Here is a 21,597-nt window from a genome sequence, read left to right as displayed (position 1 = left end):
GGTCAGCCCTGCTGTCGCCGCTGCTTGTCATCGCCTTGCCGCGCGATGGCGCAGCGCCCCCGATCGTAATCGCCGACCGCGCGGATGACATCGCCCTCCCGAGGCTCGACCCGCCGCCCGGTCGCGATGCCGGAAAGCACGCGGGCAACCAGCGTATCGAGCCGGCTGACAAGGTAGCAGGCAACATCGGGTTCGGAATGGCTGTCGCCCACGCCGCTGTCGTCGGTGAGGAAGATGTAGCGCCCCTGCGTCAGCGCAGCCATCGAGCGCATGACATATTGCGCGCTGTCTTCCACCCCGCTCGCCGCGACCGGCACGATCTGCACGCCCCGACTGCGCAGCACTTGCGTCGCGTCGAGCGTGGCGCCGATCGCATCTTCATGCGGCGGCGCGTCGGTCACCAGCAGCACCGCCTTGGCCGCATCCGGGCGCCACTGCAGGCGCCCCGCCTCCGCCACGGCGCGGTCCATCGCCTCGGGCATGTCGCCGCCCCCATTCGCGTCCTGCCGGGCAAGCAGGGCGCGGATCGAACCGATGTTTTCGGTGAGGGGCGCCGACTGGACGACATAGTCATCGCCCTGATCGCGGTAGAGCACCACGCCGATGCGCAGATCGAGCTGGCCGGCATTGCGCTTGAGCCGCGCGACGATCGTGTCGAGCTCGGCCTGGATGTAGTCCATTTCGTCGCCCATGCTGCCGGTGGTGTCGATCACCAGCGCCAGATCCATCGCGCGCGGCGCGGCGGCGAGGCCGGGCAGTGTCACGTCGATGAGGCGTCCGTTGGACAAGGCGACGGCCTTGCGCGCCGCACCTGCACTGCCGTTGACGGCGACTGTCGTCTTTTGCGGGATGCGGTCCGCGCGGGGGTAGAACGAGGCCGTCCCGTTCGCCGCCGTCACGAGGCGGAGCGGTGCGCCGGGGCGGCCCACTTCGGTCCTGGCGAAAGGAACCGGCCGCCCGCGCGCATCGACCACGCGGATCACGACCCGGCTGCGCGTATCGTAGAACGGCAGCGATTGCCCGCTCGCCTGCAGGAAGCGCCCGGCATAGGCGGCATATTGCTGCGGGTTGAGCAGATCATCGACATCACCTGCCGTGAGCAGGCCCGATTGGGGCTGGACCTTGCTGCGGGGCATGGCCGGCGGTTCGATCACGACCGGCGGCGGGGCGACGGGTTCGGTCGTGGTCGTCTCGGTCTTGCCGGTGACCAGACCGCCGACATTCCATTCCGATTTCTTCGTGACCGCGCGCGGTGCCGGAATCATCGCTGGCGGCGGCGCCGCTGCAACATCGGTGGCGGGCTCTTCGGCTGCAATGGCATACTTGTTCTGTGGCGCAGCGGCGGACTCAGGTGCTTTCTCGCTGCAGGCGGCCAGTGCCAGCAGGCTGCCTCCCAGAATGACGGTGGAAACGCTCCGAACAACGACGTGGCGATGCATGGGCAAACCTCCCTATGGGGTTTGCAAAACTCTACTTATTTAGTTTGGATTGCAAGCCGGATTCCGCGCATGGCGCCACATATCGTGTTCACTTCGGCTGCTGCATCTGCTCAGACTGTTTGATTTTGAAGCATTTTCTGCCAGATTCCGGACCTGGTCCGCGCGCTGCCGTGCGGCACTGCGGCAAGGCAGGAGTTTCCTACATCGCCATGATCTGCGATCAGTGCGCAGGCCCCTTCACGGGGCAGGTCGCTCTTTCGCATCGTCTGGCCAGATCATCCGCAGCGCTTTTCTGGCGCTGTGTCGCCTTTGACCATTTTGGAGATTTTATCCTTCTGGAACAATTGCTTCGAGCGTGACGCTGAAAGCGACACAGTGTCGCTCTTGTCGCTTTTCAACGCCGCACCGGCACGCTCATTGCCCCGCTGCTGCGGTCCCGTCCGCGGGCAAGCGGAACAGGTAGTAGGGCGCCTTCTCCCGCATGTGCGCCTTCGATTGCATCATCACGTCGGGGATATCGCTGTCGGCCACGTAGATCATGTTGTTCGGCCCGAAGCTCAGGCCATCGGGCCAGCGCATCTTCGGATGCCCCGCGAGTGCCGTCAGTTTGCGGTCCGGCCCCAGCTTCCACACCACGCCGTCCTCGATGCCGGTCAGATAGATATTGCCTTCGTTGTCGATAGTCAGGCCGTCCGCCTGCGGGCGCTCGGCATAAGGCTCGACGCGGGCCGCAAGCTCAGTGGGCGAAAGGCTCTCGTTGCCCAAATCCGCCACCCGCACGCGCGAGAGCATCTTGCCCGACATCGGGCCGATGTAGAGCCATGTGCCCTGCCGATCGAGCGCGATGGGATCGAAGCCGGGGTGGAACCAGAACAGGCTGTTCCCCAGCGGCTGCATCAACCGCCCTTGCGCCTTGACGGCATAAGGCTCCGGCATGATCGCCGGATGTCTGTCGAGCAGGCGGCGCGCCTTGCCGGTCTCGCTGTCGACCACGATCAGTCCCGGATGCCCGCTGAACACGCCGATATCCGCGATGTAGATCATCCGCCCCGCCGCATCGATCTGCATGTCCTGCACGTAAGAGCCGATCCCCGCCACCGAGCGCGGCAGCCAGATCTGCTTGATCGGCTTGTTCGTGCCCAGATCGACCGCGACCAGCCGGGCCCCGAGCAGGCCGTGCTCGCCGTGATCGATGCTCCACAGGCGGTTCCGGCTGTCGATGCGGATGTTGAACACCGCGCCGTAGGAGGGCTTGCTGCGATCCCCGCTCTGCATTTCCATGTTCGGGTAGGGGATCGGCTTGCCGTTCACCAGCTCGAGCACCTTGATCGCCGGGTGCCCCTCGGCGTGATAGGTGAAGAACACGCGGCCCGTCGCGGAGACGGCAATGTTGCCGGGCGGTTCGGGCAGGGTCGCGATCAGTTCGGCCTGCAGGCGCGGTTTCGGATCGCCGATGCGCGGGAACGGCTGCCCTGTCCCGCCATAGCTCGCATAGAACCACACCACGAAGAGGCCGAGGAGAATGCCGACCGCGGCAACGATACGCAGCAGAACCCGGACCATGGCAGCAATCCCGTTTGCAGGAGCATGATTCTTACGATATGAACGTTTCTATGCCTAATCGTTCAATTACGCAAGACACCCTCACCCCGGTCCGCGCCGCGCGCCGGGAACGGCTGCTCGATGCCGCCGAAACGCTGTTCGTAGCTCAGGGTTTCCGGGCCACCTCGATCGAAGCCATCGCCGAAGCGGCGGGCATGTCCAAAGTAACGCTCTACGGCTATTTCCGCGACAAGGAGGCGGTGTTCGTCGCGGTCGCGGAACGCATCGCGGATGCGCTGGAAAGCGCGGTTCATACCGCGCTCGCGGCAGACGCGCCCTTCCCCGCGCCGCTCGCCGCCGCGCTCACCGCCAAGCACCGTATCGTGCAGGAGCGGGTCCAGCGCTCCGCCTTCGCTGGCGAGCTGTTTCAGGCCAAGGCCGCCCACGTCACCCGCCGCTTCGCCGCGCTTGATGAGGCGATCCTGACCGGCCTGACCGAAGCTTTGGTCCGAGCCGGACAAGAACGCGCATGGGCTGCGGAGACCGCACAGCTGCTGTTTTCCGCCGCGAACGGCATCGCCAATCGCGCGGCCGATGCCGATGTGCTCACCACTAGGATCGACCGTTTGGTCCGCGCCGTCGTGGCCGCCTGACCCCCTTCTATCCTTGGGCAAATTGGCGTAAGCGCCCACGATGACCGCGACCCCGCCCCGCACATTCCACGTCAAGAGCTTCGGCTGCCAGATGAACGTCTATGACGGCGAGCGCATGGCCGAGCTGCTCACCGCCGAAGGCATGCGCGCCGCCGACGAAGGCTCTGCGGCCGATCTCGTCGTCCTCAACACCTGCCACATCCGCGAGAAGGCGACCGAGAAGGTCTATTCGGACATCGGCCGCATCGTGAAGGATGGCCGCGAGGCGGGCGCCGTGCCGCTGATCGCGGTCGCCGGGTGCGTGGCACAGGCGGAGGGCGAGGAAATCATGGCCCGCGCGCCCTCGGTGCGCGTCGTCGTCGGCCCGCAGGCCTATCACCACCTGCCCGCGATGGTCGCGCAGGCCGCCGCCGGTGGCCGCGCGACCGAGACGGACATGCCGGCGGAAGCCAAGTTTGCCGCGCTGCCCAAGCGCCGCAAGGTGGGCGCGTCCGCCTTCCTCACCGTGCAGGAAGGCTGCGACAAATTCTGCACCTATTGCGTCGTCCCCTATACCCGCGGCGCCGAGCTTTCGCGCCCCTGGGCCGATCTCGTCAGCGAAGCGCGCGCCCTCGTCGAAGGCGGCGCGCGAGAGATCACGCTGCTGGGTCAGAATGTGAATGCGTGGTCGGGTGAAGACGACAAGGGCCGCAAGGTTGGCCTCGCGGGCCTCGCCGAGGAACTCGCAAAGATCGATGAACTCGCCCGCATCCGCTACACGACCAGCCACCCGATGGACATGGACGACGCGCTGATCGAGGCGCATGGGCTCAATCCCAAGCTCATGCCGTTTCTCCACCTGCCGGTGCAATCGGGCAGCGACCGCGTGCTGAAAGCCATGAACCGCAGCCACACCGCCGCGGGCTACCTGCGCATTCTGGAGCGCGTCCGCGCCGCCCGGCCTGACATCGCGCTCTCGGGCGATTTCATCGTCGGCTTCCCCGGCGAGACCGAGGCCGAGTTCGGGGAGACGCTGCAGATCATTGCCGAGGCCCGCTACGCGCAGGCCTTCAGCTTCAAGTTCTCCGCCCGCCCCGGCACGCCCGCCGCCACGATGGACGGCCAGATCGCCTCCGAGGTGATGGACGACCGCCTGCAGCGCCTGATTGCGGCACTCCAACGTGACAGCCTCGCGTTCAACAAGGCCAGCGTCGGCACGCGCTGCGAAGTGCTGGTCGAGCGCAAGGGCCGTCAAGTCGGGCAGTGGCTCGGCAAATCGCCCTGGCTGCAATCGGTTCACTTCACCGGCGATGCCGCGCTGGGCGACCTCGTCGAGGTCGATCTGGTCGAAGCCGGACCCAATTCGATGGGTGGACGGCTCGTGGCGCGCGCCGCCGCCTGAACGGCGGCGCGGACCTCAAGGATCAGCCGTGGTGGTGGCGATGCCAGGCTCGGGCACGGGCAACCCGGGCCCGGTGAAGCTGTCGATGATCGCGGTGCAGCTCGCGGCGGGCATGGCGAAGCTCGCGGCGCTCCTCGCGCACTTCGCGGCGGTCCTGCACCACTTCGCGGTGGATGGCATGGACTCGCGCATCCGGACCGGCGTGAGCCGAGGCGGCAGCGGGGGCAATGGCAGGGGTCAGCGCGAGGAACGCGGCTGCCAGCAGAAACTTGCGCATCGGATTCTCCTTCAAGCGGGTTCGCATGGCTTGCGACCACCGATGCACATTGCCCCTGATCAGCTTAACAGGCCGGGAACAGCTGCTTAAGCGAGCCGTTATCTTGGTCGCAAAGTGTCGCAAGATCAGCTCCTGCGGACACAGGACAGTGCAAATCATCCGATTTCGGCCCCACCTGTCTTGCGCCTGTCGCATCGGTGCCTAATCTGGGCACAGCTATCCTGAAAGGAGCGCATGGCCCGCAAGTTTTCCCGCTCGCACGATGAAGGTCCCCGCAGCGATTGGCAGGGCGCCTTCCGCAACGATCCGCAAAAGGGCGAGGCCGCGCGCAGCGACCAGCAACGAAGGGCAAGGATCGAGATCGCGTTCGAGGAACAGACCGTGCTCGGCGCGCTGTTCGGCCAGTTCGATCAGAATCTGGTGCAGATCGAGAACCGGCTGGGCGTCTATATCTCGGCGCGCGGCAACAAGGCGGTGATCGAAGGGCCGGACGATGCTGTCGCCCGCGCGCGCGATGTGCTGAAAGGCATGCACCAACGGCTGCTCGCTGGGCATGAGGTCGACTCGGGCGCTGTCGAATCGCTGATCATGATGTCGAACGAGCCGACGCTCGAGGGGATCATCACCGGCGCGCCCGATGGCGCGCCGCCGATCATGATCCGCACCCGCAAGAAGACGATTGTCCCGCGCTCGGCGACGCAGATCGAATACATGCGCGCGCTGGTCCGCGATGATCTGATCTTCGCGCTGGGGCCGGCGGGCACCGGCAAGACCTATCTGGCGGTCGCGCAGGCGGTCGCGCAGCTCATCAGCGGCAGCGTCCAGCGCCTGATCCTCTCGCGCCCCGCGGTCGAGGCTGGCGAGCGGCTGGGCTTCCTGCCCGGCGACATGAAGGAGAAGGTCGATCCCTATCTCCGCCCGATCTACGACGCGCTCTACGATTGCATGCCGCCCGAACAGGTCGAGCGGCGGCTCGCTTCGGGCGAGATCGAGATCGCACCCATCGCCTTCATGCGCGGGCGCACGCTGGCGGATGCTTTCGTCATCCTCGACGAGGCGCAGAATACCACGCCGATGCAGATGAAGATGTTCCTCACCCGCTTCGGCCAGAACAGCCGCATGGTGATCTGCGGCGACCCCAAGCAGACCGACCTGCCCGGCGGCACGGCGGCGAGCGGGCTGAACGACGCGGTGAAGCGCCTGGAGGGTGTCGAGGGCATCGGGATGGTGCGCTTCAACGTCGCGGACGTGGTGCGCCATCCGATCGTCGGGCGCATTGTCGAGGCCTACGAGGGCAAGGACGGGTGAGAGAGCGTTCACGCATCCTTCGACAAGCTCAGGATGAGCGAGGTTTGATTTGTACCCATTCCACAAGAAGCCGCTCGTGCTGAGCCTGTCGAAGCACTTCACGCAACTTGCGCCGCACTGCACTGCCTCGTGACCGCCCCCACGCTCGAACTCGATATCGATCCCGTCTGGCCATCTTCCACCGACTGGGAGGACCTCGCCGCCCGCGCGGCGGAGGCAGCCGGAGCTGTCGCGCCGGAACTGGCGCATGAACACCTGCTCGTCAGCCTCGTCATGGCCGACGACGAGGAAGTCCACGCACTCAACAAGCAATGGCGCGCGAAGGACAAGCCGACCAACGTGCTCTCGTTCCCGATGCTCAGCCGCGAGGAAGTGCTGGCTGCCGCCGCCGCACCCAATGCCCCGGGCATGCTCGGCGATCTCATCCTCGCGCACGGTGTCTGCATGCGCGAAGCGGCGGAGAAAGGCATCGCGGTCGAGGCGCATGCCGCGCACCTCATCGTCCACGGCCTGCTCCACCTCGCCGGCTACGACCACGAAACCGGCGAGGATGACGCGGCGGAAATGGAGGCTTTGGAGACAAAGGCGCTTGCGCTGATGGGCCTTGCGGACCCATATGCGGCCAATTAGCGACCAAGGAGTGTTGGGCAGTGCCTGAGGGCAACGGGTCCGGCGGCGAAAGCCGGTCGGGCGAAGGGGACAGTAGCGGCGCGCTGTGGCGCGCGCTCAAGGGGTTCTTCCGGGGGTCGGATCACGACCAGTCGCTGCGTGCGCAGATCGAGGAAGCGATCGAGGAGCACGAATGCGATGCGGGCGGCAGCAATGGCGCGGACGGCGATCTTCTGCCGCTCGAACGCCAGATGCTCAAGAACCTGCTCCATTTCAGCGAGAATGATGCGGACGACGTCGCCATCCCGCGCGGCGAAATCATCGCCATTCCGTCATCAGCCACCTTCGAAGAAGTCGTCGATGCTTTCGCCGAGCATGGCCACAGCCGCTTGCCGGTCTATGGCGACTCGCTCGATGAAGTCGTCGGCATGCTCCACGTGAAGGACTTGTTCCCGATCGTCGCGGGCATGGCGCTCTCAGGCAAGCCCGCGCCCAAGGACTGGACCGGCCTGATGCGCCAGCCGCTGTTCGTTCCCCAGGCGCGCGGCGCGCTCGATGTGCTGGCCGACATGCGCTCCAGCCGCACCCACCTCGCGATCGTGATCGACGAGTATTCGGGCACCGACGGGATCATCACCATTGAGGACCTCGTCGAGGAAATCGTCGGCGAGATCGAGGACGAGCACGACGACGCACCGCAGGAGCTCATGCGCCAGATCGACGAGCTGACCTGGGAAGCGGATGCCCGCGCCGAGCTTGATGATGTCGGCGAGCGGATCGATCCCCGTCTTGCGCTGGTAGACGAGGACGTGGATACTCTGGGCGGGCTCGCGGTGGTGCTGGCGGGAGAAGTCCCGCCCGTAGGCCGCGTGCTGGAACATGACAGCGGGTGGCGGATCGAGGTGACGGCGGGGGACGAGCGCAGGCTCACCCGGCTGAGGCTCCACGCGCCCGTGCCCGAGAGTATCGAGGAAGACTGAGTTTCAATGATTCGCCGCTTGCCCCCGCTCCGCTCGCTGGAAGCCTTCATCCGCGTCGTGCGCGCTGGTTCGGCCAAGACGGCGGCGGCGGAATTGGCCCTCAGCCCGTCGGCGCTGTCTCGCCGGCTCGGCGCGCTGGAGGAATTCATCGGCAAGCCGGTGTTCGAGCGCAAGCATCAGCTCCTCAAGCTGACCGAGGAAGGTCAGCAGCTCTACGACGCGGTTGCACCGCTGATCGACGAGATGGCCGACCGCATCGACCGCCTCATTGATACCGGGCAGGTCCTGCGCCTGCGCCTCGGCGTGCTGCCGCTGTTTGGCAGCCAGCGCCTGTTCCCCCGTCTCGGCGAGCTGCGCAAGCTGCACCCGCAGCTGCATATCGATATCGACAGCTCGGCCGCCGCGGAGACCAAGCTGGGCGACACCATCGACGCGGCGATCATCCTGTCAGAGGGGCCGGAAGGCTCGCTCCATTCGGTGCGGCTCGATCACAACCGCGTCTATGCCATCGCGACGCCCGAGATCGTGGCCGAGTTGGGCTCGCGGCCCGATCTCGCAAAGCTCAACAAGCAGACCTTCCTCGTCCATAACGACCTGCCGATGAGCTTCGAGGCGTGGAAGCGCACGCTCCATCTTGAAGCGCTGCAGCCCGCCGCGATCGACCACTTCGATTCCGGCCAGCTGATCCTCGAGGCCGCCGCACAGGGCCTCGGCATCGCGATCATGCACGACGACCATTACAAGCGCAGCCATGATCCGCGCGTGGCCCGGCTCTACGACATCGAAGTCGACAGCCCCTATTCCTACTGGTTCGTCTGCCGCCCCCGCGCGCTGCAATCGCGCCCGGTGCGGCTGTTCCACGACTGGATGATCAAGGCTGGGCTCTAGGCCCCCGTTACAGCACCACGCGGTACTGCACGAAGCCGGAGCGCGTCGCGACCTTGTCGTAGAGCTGCATCGCGTCGGTGTTGGTTTCGTGGGTCAGCCAGTAGAGCCGTGAGGCACGGGCGGCCTCGGCTTCGGTACGGACATGCGCAATCAGGGCGCGGCCGGCGCCGGTGCCGCGCACGTCCTCGTCAACATAGAGGTCCTGCAGGTAGCAGTAGGGCCCGTCGGTCCACGTCGAGCGATGGTAGATCCAGTGGACCATGCCGATCGCCCGCGCGCCCTGCCATGCGAGGCAAGCCCACATCGGCTCGGCAGGATCATGCAACCGCGCCCAGGTGAGGTCGCTCACTCGGGCGGGGATCTCCACGTTGTAGAAGCGCTGGTAGCCTTGCCAGAGGTGTTCCCACGCGGCGCGGTCAGCCGCACCGGGGGCCTTGAGCACCAGCGCCATGCGGTCAGGCCGCGACAATCGCCGCCTTGTGGATCACGCCGGGCTTGGCCGGCGGCTCGCCCTTCGGCAGCGCGTCGACATGTTCCATGCCGCTCTCGACCACGCCCCACACGGTGTACTGCTTGTCGAGGAAGCGCGCGTCGTCGAAGCAGATGAAGAACTGGCTGTTGGCGGAATGCGGATAGCTGGTGCGGGCCATCGAGCAGACGCCGCGCACGTGCGGTTCAGCGTTGAACTCGGCCTTGAGGTCGGGCTTCGAGGAGCCGCCCATGCCAGTGCCCTGCGGGCAGCCACCCTGCGCCATGAAGCCGGGGATCACGCGGTGGAACTTCACGCCGTCGTAGAAGCCTTCGCCGACCAGTTCCTTGATGCGCTCGACATGGCCGGGCGCCAGATCGGGCCGCAGCTTGATCACCACATCGCCGCCATCGAGCGTGAGAACCAGTTTTTCATCCGACATCGTCTGCAAATCCTCTGATTGATTGGCCCCGCATATAAGCTCTTGCCCGCTAATGTATACCTCTAGAGGTTGCTTTTGCGCGCCCCTTGCGTATCGCCTCACGCCATGGCGCGCGATGAAGACCTGCACGACTCCGCCCTGGCGGATGCCGTCTCCGTGATCACGGAGCAGGAACCCGCGCGCAACGCCGACAGCCTCGACGACGAGGACAACACGCTGCGCCCCTCGTTCATCCGCCGGGTGACCGAAGCGCTCGATGAAGACGATCAGGAGACCGTCTACAACCTCGTCGAACCGCTCCACCCCGCCGACGTCGCCGATCTGTTCGAGCTGATCGGCCCCGACTACCGCGCCCCCCTCGCCCGCGCGATCAACGACCTGCTCGGCTCCGAGGTCATCGCCGAGCTCAACGACTACGTCCGCGACGATCTCGTCGAGGAGCTCGATCCCGATGAAGTCGCCGAACTTGCGGGCGACATGGAAACGGACGACGCGGTCGCGCTGATCCAGGACCTCGACGAGGAGGACCAGCAGGCCGTCCTCGCCGAGATGGAGCCGGAAGACCGCGCCGCCATCGAAAGCGCGCTCGCCTATCCGGAGGACTCCGCCGGCCGCATCATGAGCCGCGACGTGATCGCGGTGCCCGAGCACATGACGGTCGGCGATCTCATCGACTACATGCGCGAGGAGCAGGACCTCGCGACCGAGTTCTGGGAAGTCTTCATCGTCGATCCCAAGCACCGGCCAATCGGCACCTGCGCGCTCTCGTGGATCCTGCGCACCCCGCGCTCTATCGCGCTGACCGACGTGATGAAGCGCGACCAGACCTTGATCCCGGTGGCGATGGACCAGGAAGAAGTCGCGCTGCGCTTCCAGAAATACGCGCTGATTTCCGCCGCCGTCGTCGATGAAAGCGGACGGCTGGTCGGCCAGATCACCGTGGACGACGTGGTCCACATCATCCAGGAAGAAGCGAGCGAGGACATCCTGCGCCTGTCCGGTGCGGGCGACGGCGACATCAACGAGCCGATCCACCTCACCGTGCGCACGCGGCTTTCGTGGCTGGTGGTGAACCTCGGCACCGCGATCATCGCCTCCTCGGTCGTCGGCATGTTCCAGGGCGCGATCGCCAAGCTGGCGCTGCTGGCGGTGCTCATGCCGATCGTCTCGGGCATGGGCGGCAATGCGGGGACGCAGACGCTGGCCGTGGTGGTCCGCGCCATCGCGACCAACCAGCTGACCAGTTCCAACACCATCCGCATGATCCTGCGCGAATTGCGCATCGCGCTCGCCAACGGCATTTCACTCGGCGCGCTGATCGGGACGGGCACCTGGGTGCTGTTCCAGAACCCGCTGCTGGGCGCGGTGATCGGCTCGGCGATGGTGATCAACAACCTTGTCGCAGGCCTCGCCGGAATCATGGTGCCCGTCACGCTGGACCGGCTGAAAGTCGATCCAGCCGTCTCCTCCGCCGTATTCGTGACGATGGCGACCGACGTGATGGGCTTCTTCTCCTTCCTCGGCCTCGCCGTGCTGAGCGGGCTTGCTTGAGGCGTTCGATGCCCCCAGTCCCGTTCGCCCCGAGCGAAGTCGAGGGGCCCGTTCGAGCGAAGCCGGGAACCGCATGCTGCAAGCCTCGACTGCGCTCGGCCTTTGTCCCTCGACTTCGCTCGGGACGAACGGTGGAATGTTGAACCGCGTAGAAACAGAAAAGCGCCAATGCCTCTCCACATGACCAAGGTCGCCTATGGGGCGACATCGTTCGAAGACCTCCACGGCTGGTTCCGGACACGCGGCGACAAGGCGCGGCTGACCACGCGTTACCTGCCCAAGCGGCACGAGGAGATGATCGGCGGCTCGCTCTACTGGATCTTCAAGCACCAGCTTGTGGCGCGCAGCGAGATCCTCGGCTTCGAGGAAGCCGAAGGCGGACGGACCAACATCGTGATCTCCACGAAACTGATCGACGTCCACCCCAAGCCCAAGCGCGCGCATCAGGGCTGGCGCTATCTGGAAGAAGCGGAAGCGCCCGCCGATCTTGCGGATGGCGAAAGCGCCGAAGTGCTGCCGCCGAGTCTGGCGGGGGAACTGGCCAAGCTGGGGCTGGCCTGAACCCGGTTGAAGACGGATTCGCATCCCGGGGATGCGGGGCAAGGTTGACACGGTTGACACAGTCCAGAGCAAAAACTGTCAGCCCCCGCCACGCGACCTGCAGCAGGATCAGAAGTGGCAGATTTGCGTGGGTCGAGGCGAACATTTAGTGAACATAGCGCAGGTCGGACGCTGTAGGACAGCGGATAATAAATAACAGACGCGTCTGTTATTTATCGGTTGGCGAGCGTGGCGTTGTGGCCGCTCTGGATCCCCGCCTTCGCGGGGATGACGAAGGTATGGAGGATGGGACGAAGGCGTGGACGAATGGGGCGAACGTCTAGAGGAATGGAAAGCTGGGCCGCCCAGTTTTGCGATGAACAATAAGTCTGATAAATCAGCCTTCGACAACATCGCTTGGAGAGGACCTGCCGGATGACCTTCGACCGCCGCACTGCCATGGGGATCGGAGCCGCCGGGCTCGCCTCGTTCGCCCTGCCCGCTTTCGCTGCGCCCGCAGGCTCGCGCTTTCAGGTCAAGGGCAACGACTTCCTGCTGGACGGCAAGCCGCTGCAAATCCTTGCGGGCGAGATGCACTATCCGCGCATCCCCCGCGCGCTGTGGCGGGACCGGCTGCGCAAGATGCGCGCGCTGGGGCTCAATACGCTGAGCGCCTACATGTTCTGGAACATCCACGAACAGGTGCCGGGCACGTTCGATTTCACGGACAATCTCGATGTCGCGGCGTGGGTCCGGATGGCGCAGGAGGAAGGGCTGCATGTGCTGCTGCGGCCCGGCCCCTATGTCTGCGCGGAGTGGGATGGCGGCGGGCTGCCGGCGTGGCTGCTGCCCGATGCCGCCGCGCCGGTGCGGTCCGCCGATCCGCGCTTCATGAAGCCCACCGCGCGCTGGCTGAAGCGGCTGGGCGAGGAGCTGGCGCCGCTCCAGATCGACCGCGGCGGGCCGATCATCATGACGCAGATCGAGAACGAATACGGCGCGTTCGGCAGCGACCAGCGCTATCTCGGCGCGCTGGTGGACGCGACGCGCGCCGCCGGGTTCACGGGCCAGCTCTATACCGTGGACGGCGCTTCGGTGATGGAGAAGGGTTCGATCCCCGGCATTCCTTCGGGCATCAATTTCGGCACGTTCACGCCCGGAGAGGCCGAGAAGGCGTTCAAGGAGCGTGCGGACAAGGGCTTTGGCGGTCCGGCGTTCTGCTCGGAGTTCTGGGCGGGCTGGTTCAATCACTGGCACGAGACGCAGGCGACGACGACCACCGAGAACGTGATCGCCAACCTCAAATGGATGCTGGACCGCAAGATGTCGGTGAGCTTCTACATGTTCCACGGCGGCACTTCGTTCGGGACCTGGGCGGGCGCCAATCTCGATGTGGAGAAGAATGTCTACGAGCCCGATATCTCGAGCTACGACTACGACGCGCTGCTGGATGAGGCGGGGCGGCCGACGGCGAAGTATGCGGCAGTTCGTAAGCTGCTGGCGGACTACTTGCCCGCAGACAGTTTCCGCGAGCTGCCCGCGCCGGAGAAGGCGCTGACCGTCGCGCCCTTCGCGCTGGGCGAAGTGGCACCGCTGCCGCAATTGCTGGGCCCGGCACAGGTGGCGCATGATCCGCAGACGCTGGAAGGCTGCGGCCGGGCGGCGGGGATGCTGCTCTATCGGCACCGGCTGGCGCAGGCCGCGAAGGGTCAACTGAGCCTGACCGAAGTGCGCGATCTGGCGCTGGTCAGCGTGGACGGCAAGCCCGCCGCAACGCTCGACCGCCGCCGGGGGGACAAGGGCTTTGCCATCGACGCACCGGCGGGGGCGGTGATCGAAGTGCTGGTCGATGCGATGGGCCATGCCAACTACGGCATGGGGCTCGGCAAGGACCAGAAGGGGCTGATCGGCCCGGTTACCGTGGACGGCGCAGCCCTGAAGGGCTGGGAACACCGCCCGGTGCTGCTGGAGGATGTGGCCAAGCTGACCTTCACCACGCGGCGCGGCGGGGAGACGGGGCCTGCGTTCTATCGCGGTTCGTTCACCGCGAGCGAGGCGGGCTTCACCTTCCTCGACCTGCGCGGCTGGGGCAAGGGCTACGTCTGGGTGAACGGGCGCAATCTGGGGCGGTACTGGTCCGCCGGGCCGCAACGGGGCGTGTTCGTCCCCGCGCCGTGGCTGAAGGTGGGCGCGAACGAAGTGGTGGTGCTGGACCTGTTCGGGCCGACCGAGACGGTGCTTTCGGGGCGGGGGGAAATGATCTGGGATCGGGCGGGGGGATGATTGGTCGCGCCTGCCTACAACCACCCTCTCCGTCGCCCCGTGCTTGACACGGGGCTAGGCTTCTGCCGCCAAGAAAAGCCAAGGCCCGTGTCAAGCACGGGCCGACGATGGTAGTGTATGTATTGAACCGGGCTGTCGGAAGTAATCGCCCTCGGCCAACTGCTTCTCCCGAATTATGGAAGCCAATCATGAGCGAAGCTTACGAGAGCCTGATGAAAGGGCTGAACGAGGCGCTGGCCTTCGCGCGTGGCGAGAAGACAGTGGCCGTGGTCCACCATGTCGCGGTTCCCGAACTGGATGTCGCGGCGATCCGCGCCAGCACCGGCCTTTCGCAAAGCGCCTTCGCGCGCAGCATCGGCGTGGCCAAGGGGACGCTGCTGAACTGGGAACAGGGCCGCCGCCGGCCTACTGGCCCGGCGCAAGTGCTGCTGGCGATGATTGCGCGGAGGCCCTCGCTGGTGCGGGAGTTGTTGCGGTGAGCGGGGGATTTGGGGGAGTTGCACGTGTCACCGGAACTCCACCACCGGAACTCCACCGGAACTCCGTCCCGGATACCGTTACTTCACACCAAATTCACCCTTGATCGCAGAGTGCTGTCCAGACAGGGTGGGTAAGTACGACAATTGTGCTATTATCGAGATTGAAAGCGCTATTAACTCATCGATCACCTACAAGAGTGTGAGGAATTTCCAGCAATGATCACTGGTCAAATTAAAGCTGCAGCCCTGGCGTCCATCAGTTTGGTTCTATGATCCTGTGGTGGACCACAGAGTATATCTGAAGGAAAGTGGCTAATAACCCAGAAATACGACGAAAATAACATAGTTACGAATACAGTTTGCCTTTCCGCATCTGAGATAAATTCATAAAAAAGCAAGAGATTCTATGGCTACCCGCTGGATATAAGATGCAAGATAAATAAGAACTCGTCTGATAACGGGGTGATTGATATTGAGCAGGACTGTAGATCTGTAAATTACGATGGAGACCCAATAAGAAAATTAATGAAAAATTATAAAGGACTTCTATCAAGCGCTTCTGGGAATTTTACTGAAAAAAATTTCACCTACACAGTTTATAATCAAGGGTCACCTGCATTTAGCTCTGAAGGTTCAATGCTTGATGGAAATTTGCGTCAGTGCTTACAAGAAAAGAAGGATGAGCAACTCCGTGATAAATTGCAAGAAACGCTCGATTTGGCTAAAAAGGTTGCAAAGGATCAGAGGAAGCTGCTGAATGGTGATATGTCACCCGATTTTTGATCTGCGCGGTGGCACCGCGACGCTTGAATACGCCCCTCACGGCATACATTCTGGGCACAGAAAATCCCTTCGTCGCCCCGTGCTTGACACGGGGCTGGGCTTTTGCCCGCCAAGTAAAGCCAAGGCCCGTGTCAAGCACGGGCCGACGAGAGGGAAATTTGGAAATTCAGTAAAGTGTCACCGTAATCCTATTTTGGCAGGGCAATGATATCTTCGACCTCCACATTTTTCTGCCGAATCGTTTGTCATTCAATTGGATTTTTGGCCATCTTAATTTCTGTCGGCGAAGCAGCGGCGCAGGGTTCGGTTAGGTCAGCGCACCCTGCGGGTGAATTTTCGCGCAATTTCAATGCCTGTGTGAAGCGCGCAAATGGAATCCATGAGGCATTGCGCTCATGCGCGGATCGTGAAGCCGACTTTCTTTCCGACAGTTTGAAAGCATATCAAAAGCGTATTGCTCTCAATCTAAGCCCAACCCCACGCCGACAATTCTTGGCAGCCGAGCAGCTATGGGAGAATGGCCTTTTCAACTACTGTCAGTTGCACGATGGGCTGGGTCTCTTTCGGTCCGATTCCGAACCAGGACTGGAGTTGGTTGACTGTTATCTCGCCGAATATGCCAAACGGCTGATCTGGCTGCGAAAGCGCTTTCCCGCGACATTCAAGATGCGGAACTGACAGCTTCCTTCGCCACCACACGCCGCAGCATGTTGGCATAGGTCGCCGGGTCCTGTGCGCCGGGGATCATGTATTTGCCGTTGATGATCATCGCGGGGACGCCGCTGATGTTCCAGTCCCAGGCTTGTTGTTCGCCGGCTTCGACCACGGCGTCGATTTCGGGATCGGTGAGCGCGGCGGCGGCTTCGGTGCGGCTGAGGCCGACGGAGGCGGCGATGTCGGTGAGGACGGCGGGGTCGTTCATGCGGCGGCGCTGCTGGAAGTGGGCGTCGAACAGGGCGCGCTTGAGTTTGACCTGCAGTTCGGCGCCGTGTTCGCGCAGGGTGTGGACGAGGAGGCGGTGGGCGAGGCGGGTGTTCCACATCATCGCGGGGGGCGGATCGCCTTCTCCGGTGTACTGGAAGGAATAGCCGGCGGCTTCGGCGGCCTGTGACATGCGGCCGCGGGCTTCGGCGGCCTGGTCAGGCGTGCGGCCGTACTTGCGCTGGATGTGCGCGGCGCTTTCCTCGCCCTGTTCGGGCATGTCAGGATTGAGTTCGAAGGGGTGGAAGCGGATGGTGGCGGTGACTTCGCCTGCCATGCCCTCCAGCGCCTTCTCCAACTGGTTGTGGCCGATCACGCACCACGGGCACATGACATCGGACCAGATATCGACGGTGACAGGTACGGGTGCGCTCATTGCTCGATCCACCATTTCAGGAGGTGATGGGCCACCGCGAAAGGCGGCGGGGCGATGAAGGCGCCGTCCTCGGCGCCGGTTTTCAGGGCTTCCATCGCGTAGACCACTTCGTCGCGCGTGAACCAGCGGGCGTCGTCGAGTTCGGTCTTGTCGATGGTGATCGCGGGATCATCGGCGTGGGCGTGGCAGCCGATCATCAGCGAGGAGGGGAACGGCCAGGGCTGGCAGGCGACATACTGCACATCGCGCACGCGCACGCCGGCTTCCTCGAAGACTTCGCGGGCGACGGCTTCCTCGATGGACTCGCCGGGTTCGACGAAGCCCGCGAGCGCCGAATAGCGCCGGGGCGGGAAGCGCGGCTGGCGGCCGAGGAGGAGCTGGCCCTGCCATTCGACCGACATGATGGTGACGGGATCGACGCGGGGGAAGTGTTCGGCCTTGCAATCCATGTTGACGCACTTGCGCTGCCAGCCGCCCTTGCCGAGCTTGGTGGCATAGCCGCAGCGCGCGCAGAAGCGGTGGCGGGCGTGCCAATCGACGAGCGCGCGGGCGCCTCCGTAAGTCGCCAGATCGCCTGTGGGGAGCGAGGCCATGGCGCCCCAGAGGCGGGGGTTGGCGGGGCCGGGGTTGCCCTTGTTGGCAGGGGAGACGGGAGCGAAGCAGGCGCGGCCACTCTCGTCGAGGCCGAGGAAGACCAGTTCGTCGTGCTCGCCCGCATCGGCGAGGGTGCCCCAGACGAGCGTGCCATCATCGCCGATGACGGGATCGAGGCCATCGAGCCGGAGGAGGCGGGCGCGCCAGTTCATCAGTTCGGCGAGCTTGTCGGCATCGGCGCGGATGTGATCGGCGCGGTCGAGCACGGCGCCGGTGAAGGAAATCGGGGGATCGGGACGATAGAGCATGGGGTTCAGGCCGCCTTCTTCATGGCCGAGATATCGGTGAGCACCGACTTGGGGAATTCCTCGTTTATGGGCAGGCCCGAGGAGGGCATGTACTGCACGAAGAGGCCCGCGCGCAGGCCGATCCGCGTGTTGACGAAGCCGACGGTGCCCGCGGCGCCCGACCAGCCATAGGTGCCCGCATCGGCGCCGAGGCCGACGCGGCCGCCAGCGCCGAAGCCGGCGCCTTCGATCCAGGTGCCGGCAGTGGGCACGGCGGCGGGGAGCAAATTGCTGGTGCCGAGGCGGATGGCGGCTTCGCTCATCACGCGGGCGGTGCCGATCATGCCGCCGCCCGCCAGCATCATCAGGAAGCGGTCGTAATCACGCGGGGAACTGACGAGGCCGGCGCCGCCGAACGCGAAGGCCGGCGGATCGAGATAGGCCGAGGTGGCGGCGGGATCGAGCGGATCGGCCTTGCCATCGTGGAGGTAGTAGTTGGTGGTGAGGCGCGAGACTTGCGCCGGGCTGACTTGCCAGCCGGTGCTCGCCATGCCGCAGGGGCCGAACAGGCGCTCGGCGAGGAACACATCGAAGCTCTTGCCCGAGACGACTTCGATCAGGCGGCCGAGGAGATCGAGGCTGACCGAATAGCTGAACTTCGTGCCGGGTTCGTAGACGAGCGGCATTTCGGCGAGCTTGTCGGCGAATTCGGTGAGAGTGGGGACGGTCTTGACCGTGCCGAGCACCGGGATGGCCGAGCGGCTGACGCGCGCGGGGACGAGGCCCGCGGTTTCGTAGGCCTCCTTGATCGGGCCCTTCTGGATGATCGTGTAGCCGAGGCCCGCGGTGTGGGTGAGGAGGTGGCGCAGGGTGATCGCGGTCTGGGCGGGCTTGAGGTCGGTGATCGAGCCGTCCGGCGTGACCTGCACCTGCATCTGCGCGAACTTGGGGAGGAAATCGCTGATCGGCTGGTCGAGCCCGATCTTGCCCTCGTCCACCAGGATCATCGCGGCCATGCCGGTGATCGGCTTGGTCATCGAATAGATGCGGTAGAGGCTGTCGAGATCGACCGGAACGTCGGAATCGAACGCGAGAGTGCCGCGTGCGATCAGGGCGGGTGCCTCGCTCCCAAAGCCGATCGCGGCGACGGCGCCTGCCAGTTTGCCCGAGGCGACGTATTCGTACACGAGGTTGGTCACGGTGGGGTAGATCTGCTCGACGGCGGGCTGGGCCATGAGCCGCCCCGGCAGGAGCGACGATCCGGCGAGGCCCGCACCGAGCCAGCCCGCAGACCGCAGCAGGGAACGCCGGGAAAGCAGAAGCGTCTGATCTGGCATGATCTACCTGTGAGCAAGCGCCAGGCGCGCGGCCTTGGCAAATACGGTGGGCAGCCCCGCGGCCTCGATCCCCTCGACCGGCCAGAACTCTCCCGGCGGCAGAGTAGCGCAATCGGCGCCTGCGCAAAGCATCATTTGCAGTTCGAGATCGAAATGCGTGAAACCATGGCGGACCACGCCTGCCGGGCGCCAATTGCCGGGTATGGGCGGGTTGCCATGCCCATCCGCGCGGGCGGACCAGCCATCATCGGGCAGCGCGCGCATCCCGCCGAGCATGCCCTTGCCTTCGCGCTGGACAAGGAGCACCGCGCCCTCGCGCTCGATCCAGAAGGCGGTGCCGGTACGGGTGGGCTTGGCCTTCTTGGCGGCCTTGACCGGATAGGCCTCCGCCGTGCCGGCGGCGCGAGCGGCGCAGTGCTGTGACAGCGGACAGAGCAGGCAGCGCGGGGATTTCACCGTGCAGATCGAGGAGCCGAGGTCCATCATCGCCTGCGCGAAATCGCCGGAGCGGGCATCGGGCGTGATCGGGTCCGTCGCTGCGCGGATCGCGGTGCGCCCGCCGGGGAGCGGTTCGGGAATCGCGAAGAGCCGCGAGACGACGCGCTCGACATTGGCGTCGACGACGACGGCGCGCTCTCCGAAGGCAATCGCGGCGACGGCGGCGGCAGTGTAGGCGCCAAGGCCGGGAAGCTCCCGCAGGCCTGCTTCGGTGCGCGGGAAACCGCCTCGCCGGGCCACTTCACGGGCGCAGGCGAGCAGATTGCGGGCGCGGGCGTAATAGCCAAGCCCGGCCCATGCGGCCATGACATCGGCGTCCTCGGCGGCGGCGAGCGCCTCCACCGTGGGCCAGAGATCGAGGAACCTGGCGTAGTAGGCGCGCACCGCCGCGACGGTGGTCTGCTGAAGCATGACTTCGGAGAGCCAGACGCGGTAGGGATCGGGCGCGGGTTCGCCGGGCAAGGCGCGCCATGGCAGGCGCCTTGCATTGAGGTCGTACCAAGCGAGCAGCGCCGCCGCCACGTCGCTCTCATCCCCGATCCGAACCGTCTCGCCACTGGCCTGCATGGCGCGGCTATGGCATGGCGGCGCGGACAATGGAACGCGATCCCACCTCCCCTCCCAAAAGCGCCAAGGCACCTGCCGGTGCGCGCGCCTATGAGCGGCCGCGTGGCGGGGAGGCGCGCGCGATTGCCGACCTGATGCCCGCGATCGGGCGCACCGCATTCCGCCGCTTCGGCTTCGTGCAAAGCTCGGTCGTCTCGCGCTGGGGCGAGATCGTTGGCCCCGCGCATGCCCGGCATTGCGCGCCGGAATCGATCCGTTTTCCGCCCGGCGAAAAGTCGGACGGAATTCTGCAGCTTGTGGTCACCCCGGCCCACGCGCCGCTGATCCAGCACGTGATCCCGGAGATCATGGAGCGGGTGAACCAGTTTTTCGGCTACCGCGCCGTTGCGCGGGTAAAGCTGCGGCAAGGTGAGGTTCAGCCGCCCTCCGCCAGTGATGCGCAGCGTCCGCTCCGGGCCGCCCCGCCCTCGCTCAAGCCGATTCCGATGGAACTTGGCGACAGCCTGCGCGATATCGGCGACCCGGAACTGCGGACAGTGCTGGAATCGCTGGCGCGTAGCTTGGGTGAAGTGAACGGGAAGCAAGACTGACGATGCGCAACCTGATGAAGACGTTTGGCCTGCTGCTTGCCGCGCTGTGCGGTGCGATGCTGCTGACCGCGGCGAGCAAACCCGCGCCGAAACCGGCGCCGCCGAAGGCCAACTGGGCCGGGATGGTCACGCGCACGCCGATCGACAGCCATATTGTCGGCAATCCGAATGCGCCGGTGAAGCTGGTCGAATACATCAGCTATACCTGCCCGCATTGCGCGCATTTCGAACAGGAATCGGATGCACAGCTGCGCATCGGCTTCATTGCCACCGGCAAGGGCTCGATCGAGGTGCGCAGCTATGTGCGCGACGGCATCGACCTCACCGTCGCGCTGCTTACGCATTGCGGACCGCCTTCCAAGTTCTTCGCCAATCACAGCACCTTCCTGCGCCACCAGACGACGTGGATGGCCCCGATCGCCAGCCTGACCGACGGGCAGAAGGCACGCTGGTCGAGCCCCGATTTCGCCACCCGCACCCGCGCCATCGCCGGCGATCTCGGGCTCTATGCGCTGATGGAAGCGCGCGGGTATGACCGGCCCGAAGTCGACCGCTGCCTTGCCGACAAGGCGCTGGCCGAGCGGCTGGCCCAGCACACCAAGGAAGCGACCGAGAAGGATTTCGTGAACGGCACGCCGAGCTTCCTGCTCAATGGCGTGCCGCTGAGCGGGACGTACTCGTGGGATGCGCTCAAGCCGCAGATCGAGGCGCGGCTGCGCTGAGCGCCCGATAATCCACGGGCT

Annotated in this window: 23 protein-coding genes; 14 read left to right on the top strand and 9 right to left on the bottom strand. The window is 65.2% G+C overall.

Annotated features, from left to right (window positions below):
- Positions 1–2: 2 nt before the first annotated feature.
- Positions 3–1,439: a VWA domain-containing protein gene (locus tag IP83_RS20215; protein WP_054122247.1), complete on the bottom strand. Its 1,437-nt coding sequence runs from the start codon at positions 1,437–1,439 to the stop codon at positions 3–5.
- 414 nt (positions 1,440–1,853) lie between these two features.
- The gene (locus IP83_RS10900) at positions 1,854–3,002 is read right to left on the bottom strand and encodes an L-dopachrome tautomerase-related protein (RefSeq protein ID WP_054122246.1); all 1,149 of its coding nucleotides are present in this window, start codon (positions 3,000–3,002) and stop codon (positions 1,854–1,856) included.
- Positions 3,003–3,052: 50 nt separating this feature from the next.
- Between IP83_RS10900 and IP83_RS10895 the strand changes: the two genes are divergently transcribed.
- Both IP83_RS10895 and miaB read left to right on the top strand, forming a co-directional pair.
- Positions 3,053–3,634, top strand: a complete 582-nt coding sequence (locus tag IP83_RS10895) for a TetR/AcrR family transcriptional regulator (RefSeq protein ID WP_054122245.1) — start codon at positions 3,053–3,055, stop codon at positions 3,632–3,634.
- A gap of 40 nt (positions 3,635–3,674) precedes the next feature.
- Complete coding sequence (gene miaB / locus IP83_RS10890) at positions 3,675–5,015, top strand: tRNA (N6-isopentenyl adenosine(37)-C2)-methylthiotransferase MiaB (protein ID WP_054122244.1); 1,341 nt, start codon at positions 3,675–3,677, stop codon at positions 5,013–5,015.
- A gap of 22 nt (positions 5,016–5,037) precedes the next feature.
- On the opposite strand, the gene IP83_RS20210 is transcribed toward miaB, so the two are convergent.
- Positions 5,038–5,292, bottom strand: coding sequence for a hypothetical protein (locus tag IP83_RS20210; protein ID WP_143146683.1), 255 nt, complete (start codon positions 5,290–5,292; stop codon positions 5,038–5,040).
- 234 nt (positions 5,293–5,526) lie between these two features.
- On the opposite strand from IP83_RS20210, the gene IP83_RS10880 reads away from it, so the two are divergent.
- The 4 genes from IP83_RS10880 (at position 5,527) to IP83_RS10865 (ending at position 9,077) form a co-directional block, all read left to right on the top strand.
- On the top strand, positions 5,527–6,600 hold the full coding sequence (locus tag IP83_RS10880; protein ID WP_054122242.1) for a PhoH family protein: 1,074 nt from the start codon (positions 5,527–5,529) through the stop codon (positions 6,598–6,600).
- Between the two features lie 129 nt (positions 6,601–6,729).
- The gene (gene ybeY, locus IP83_RS10875; protein WP_054122241.1) at positions 6,730–7,230 is read left to right on the top strand and encodes an rRNA maturation RNase YbeY; all 501 of its coding nucleotides are present in this window, start codon (positions 6,730–6,732) and stop codon (positions 7,228–7,230) included.
- A 20-nt stretch (positions 7,231–7,250) separates the two neighbouring features.
- On the top strand, positions 7,251–8,189 hold the full coding sequence (locus IP83_RS10870; protein WP_054122240.1) for a hemolysin family protein: 939 nt from the start codon (positions 7,251–7,253) through the stop codon (positions 8,187–8,189).
- A gap of 6 nt (positions 8,190–8,195) precedes the next feature.
- A complete protein-coding gene (locus IP83_RS10865; RefSeq protein WP_054122239.1) occupies positions 8,196–9,077 on the top strand; it encodes a LysR substrate-binding domain-containing protein in 882 nt (293 codons plus the stop codon).
- 7 nt (positions 9,078–9,084) lie between these two features.
- Here IP83_RS10865 and IP83_RS10860 read toward each other — a convergent pair whose 3' ends face one another.
- Both IP83_RS10860 and IP83_RS10855 read right to left on the bottom strand, forming a co-directional pair.
- Entirely contained in the window at positions 9,085–9,528 is a 444-nt protein-coding gene (locus IP83_RS10860; protein ID WP_054122238.1) for an N-acetyltransferase, read from the bottom strand.
- Between the two features lie 4 nt (positions 9,529–9,532).
- A complete protein-coding gene (locus IP83_RS10855) occupies positions 9,533–9,988 on the bottom strand; it encodes a peptidylprolyl isomerase (RefSeq protein ID WP_054122237.1) in 456 nt (151 codons plus the stop codon).
- Between the two features lie 105 nt (positions 9,989–10,093).
- Between IP83_RS10855 and mgtE the strand changes: the two genes are divergently transcribed.
- The 6 genes from mgtE to IP83_RS20200 all read left to right on the top strand — a co-directional run bounded on the left by mgtE (position 10,094) and on the right by IP83_RS20200 (position 16,302).
- A complete protein-coding gene (mgtE, locus tag IP83_RS10850) occupies positions 10,094–11,539 on the top strand; it encodes a magnesium transporter (protein WP_082364643.1) in 1,446 nt (481 codons plus the stop codon).
- A gap of 168 nt (positions 11,540–11,707) precedes the next feature.
- Positions 11,708–12,100: a DUF1489 family protein gene (locus IP83_RS10845; RefSeq protein ID WP_054122236.1), complete on the top strand. Its 393-nt coding sequence runs from the start codon at positions 11,708–11,710 to the stop codon at positions 12,098–12,100.
- 414 nt (positions 12,101–12,514) lie between these two features.
- Positions 12,515–14,362: a beta-galactosidase family protein gene (locus IP83_RS10840; protein ID WP_054122235.1), complete on the top strand. Its 1,848-nt coding sequence runs from the start codon at positions 12,515–12,517 to the stop codon at positions 14,360–14,362.
- Positions 14,363–14,550: 188 nt separating this feature from the next.
- Complete coding sequence (locus IP83_RS10835; protein WP_054122234.1) at positions 14,551–14,841, top strand: DNA-binding transcriptional regulator; 291 nt, start codon at positions 14,551–14,553, stop codon at positions 14,839–14,841.
- A 462-nt stretch (positions 14,842–15,303) separates the two neighbouring features.
- Positions 15,304–15,624 (top strand): hypothetical protein, encoded by a 321-nt coding sequence (locus IP83_RS20205; protein WP_156309674.1) that lies wholly within the window; start codon positions 15,304–15,306, stop codon positions 15,622–15,624.
- Between the two features lie 261 nt (positions 15,625–15,885).
- Positions 15,886–16,302 carry a hypothetical protein gene (locus IP83_RS20200; RefSeq protein WP_156309673.1) on the top strand — a complete coding sequence of 139 codons (417 nt, stop codon included), beginning with the start codon at positions 15,886–15,888 and terminating at the stop codon, positions 16,300–16,302.
- Here IP83_RS20200 and IP83_RS10830 read toward each other — a convergent pair.
- From IP83_RS10830 to IP83_RS10815, 4 genes are read right to left on the bottom strand one after another with little or no spacing between them, the layout of a single operon-like run.
- Positions 16,286–16,981 carry a DsbA family oxidoreductase gene (locus tag IP83_RS10830; protein WP_054122233.1) on the bottom strand — a complete coding sequence of 232 codons (696 nt, stop codon included), beginning with the start codon at positions 16,979–16,981 and terminating at the stop codon, positions 16,286–16,288. The two genes, IP83_RS20200 and IP83_RS10830, sit on opposite strands and share 17 nt — an antisense overlap.
- Entirely contained in the window at positions 16,978–17,883 is a 906-nt protein-coding gene (gene nudC, locus IP83_RS10825; protein WP_054122232.1) for an NAD(+) diphosphatase, read from the bottom strand. The genes IP83_RS10830 and nudC overlap by 4 nt, the downstream gene beginning before the upstream one ends.
- 5 nt (positions 17,884–17,888) lie before the next feature.
- Complete coding sequence (locus IP83_RS10820; protein WP_054122231.1) at positions 17,889–19,199, bottom strand: serine hydrolase; 1,311 nt, start codon at positions 19,197–19,199, stop codon at positions 17,889–17,891.
- Positions 19,200–19,202: 3 nt separating this feature from the next.
- On the bottom strand, positions 19,203–20,264 hold the full coding sequence (locus IP83_RS10815; protein ID WP_054122230.1) for an A/G-specific adenine glycosylase: 1,062 nt from the start codon (positions 20,262–20,264) through the stop codon (positions 19,203–19,205).
- Between the two features lie 29 nt (positions 20,265–20,293).
- Here IP83_RS10815 and IP83_RS10810 point away from each other — a divergent pair, with 29 nt between their 5' ends.
- Both IP83_RS10810 and IP83_RS10805 read left to right on the top strand, forming a co-directional pair.
- A complete protein-coding gene (locus IP83_RS10810; RefSeq protein ID WP_054122229.1) occupies positions 20,294–20,854 on the top strand; it encodes a DUF721 domain-containing protein in 561 nt (186 codons plus the stop codon).
- A 14-nt stretch (positions 20,855–20,868) separates the two neighbouring features.
- Complete coding sequence (locus IP83_RS10805) at positions 20,869–21,576, top strand: thioredoxin domain-containing protein (RefSeq protein WP_231625008.1); 708 nt, start codon at positions 20,869–20,871, stop codon at positions 21,574–21,576.
- The last annotated feature ends 21 nt before the right edge of the window (positions 21,577–21,597 follow it).

Source organism: Novosphingobium sp. AAP93 (genome assembly GCF_001296055.1).
In the GTDB taxonomy this organism is placed as follows: Bacteria; Pseudomonadota; Alphaproteobacteria; order Sphingomonadales; family Sphingomonadaceae; genus Novosphingobium.
The sequence above is the reverse complement of the archived record's forward strand: the minus strand, read 5'-3'. Positions and strand labels throughout refer to the sequence as shown.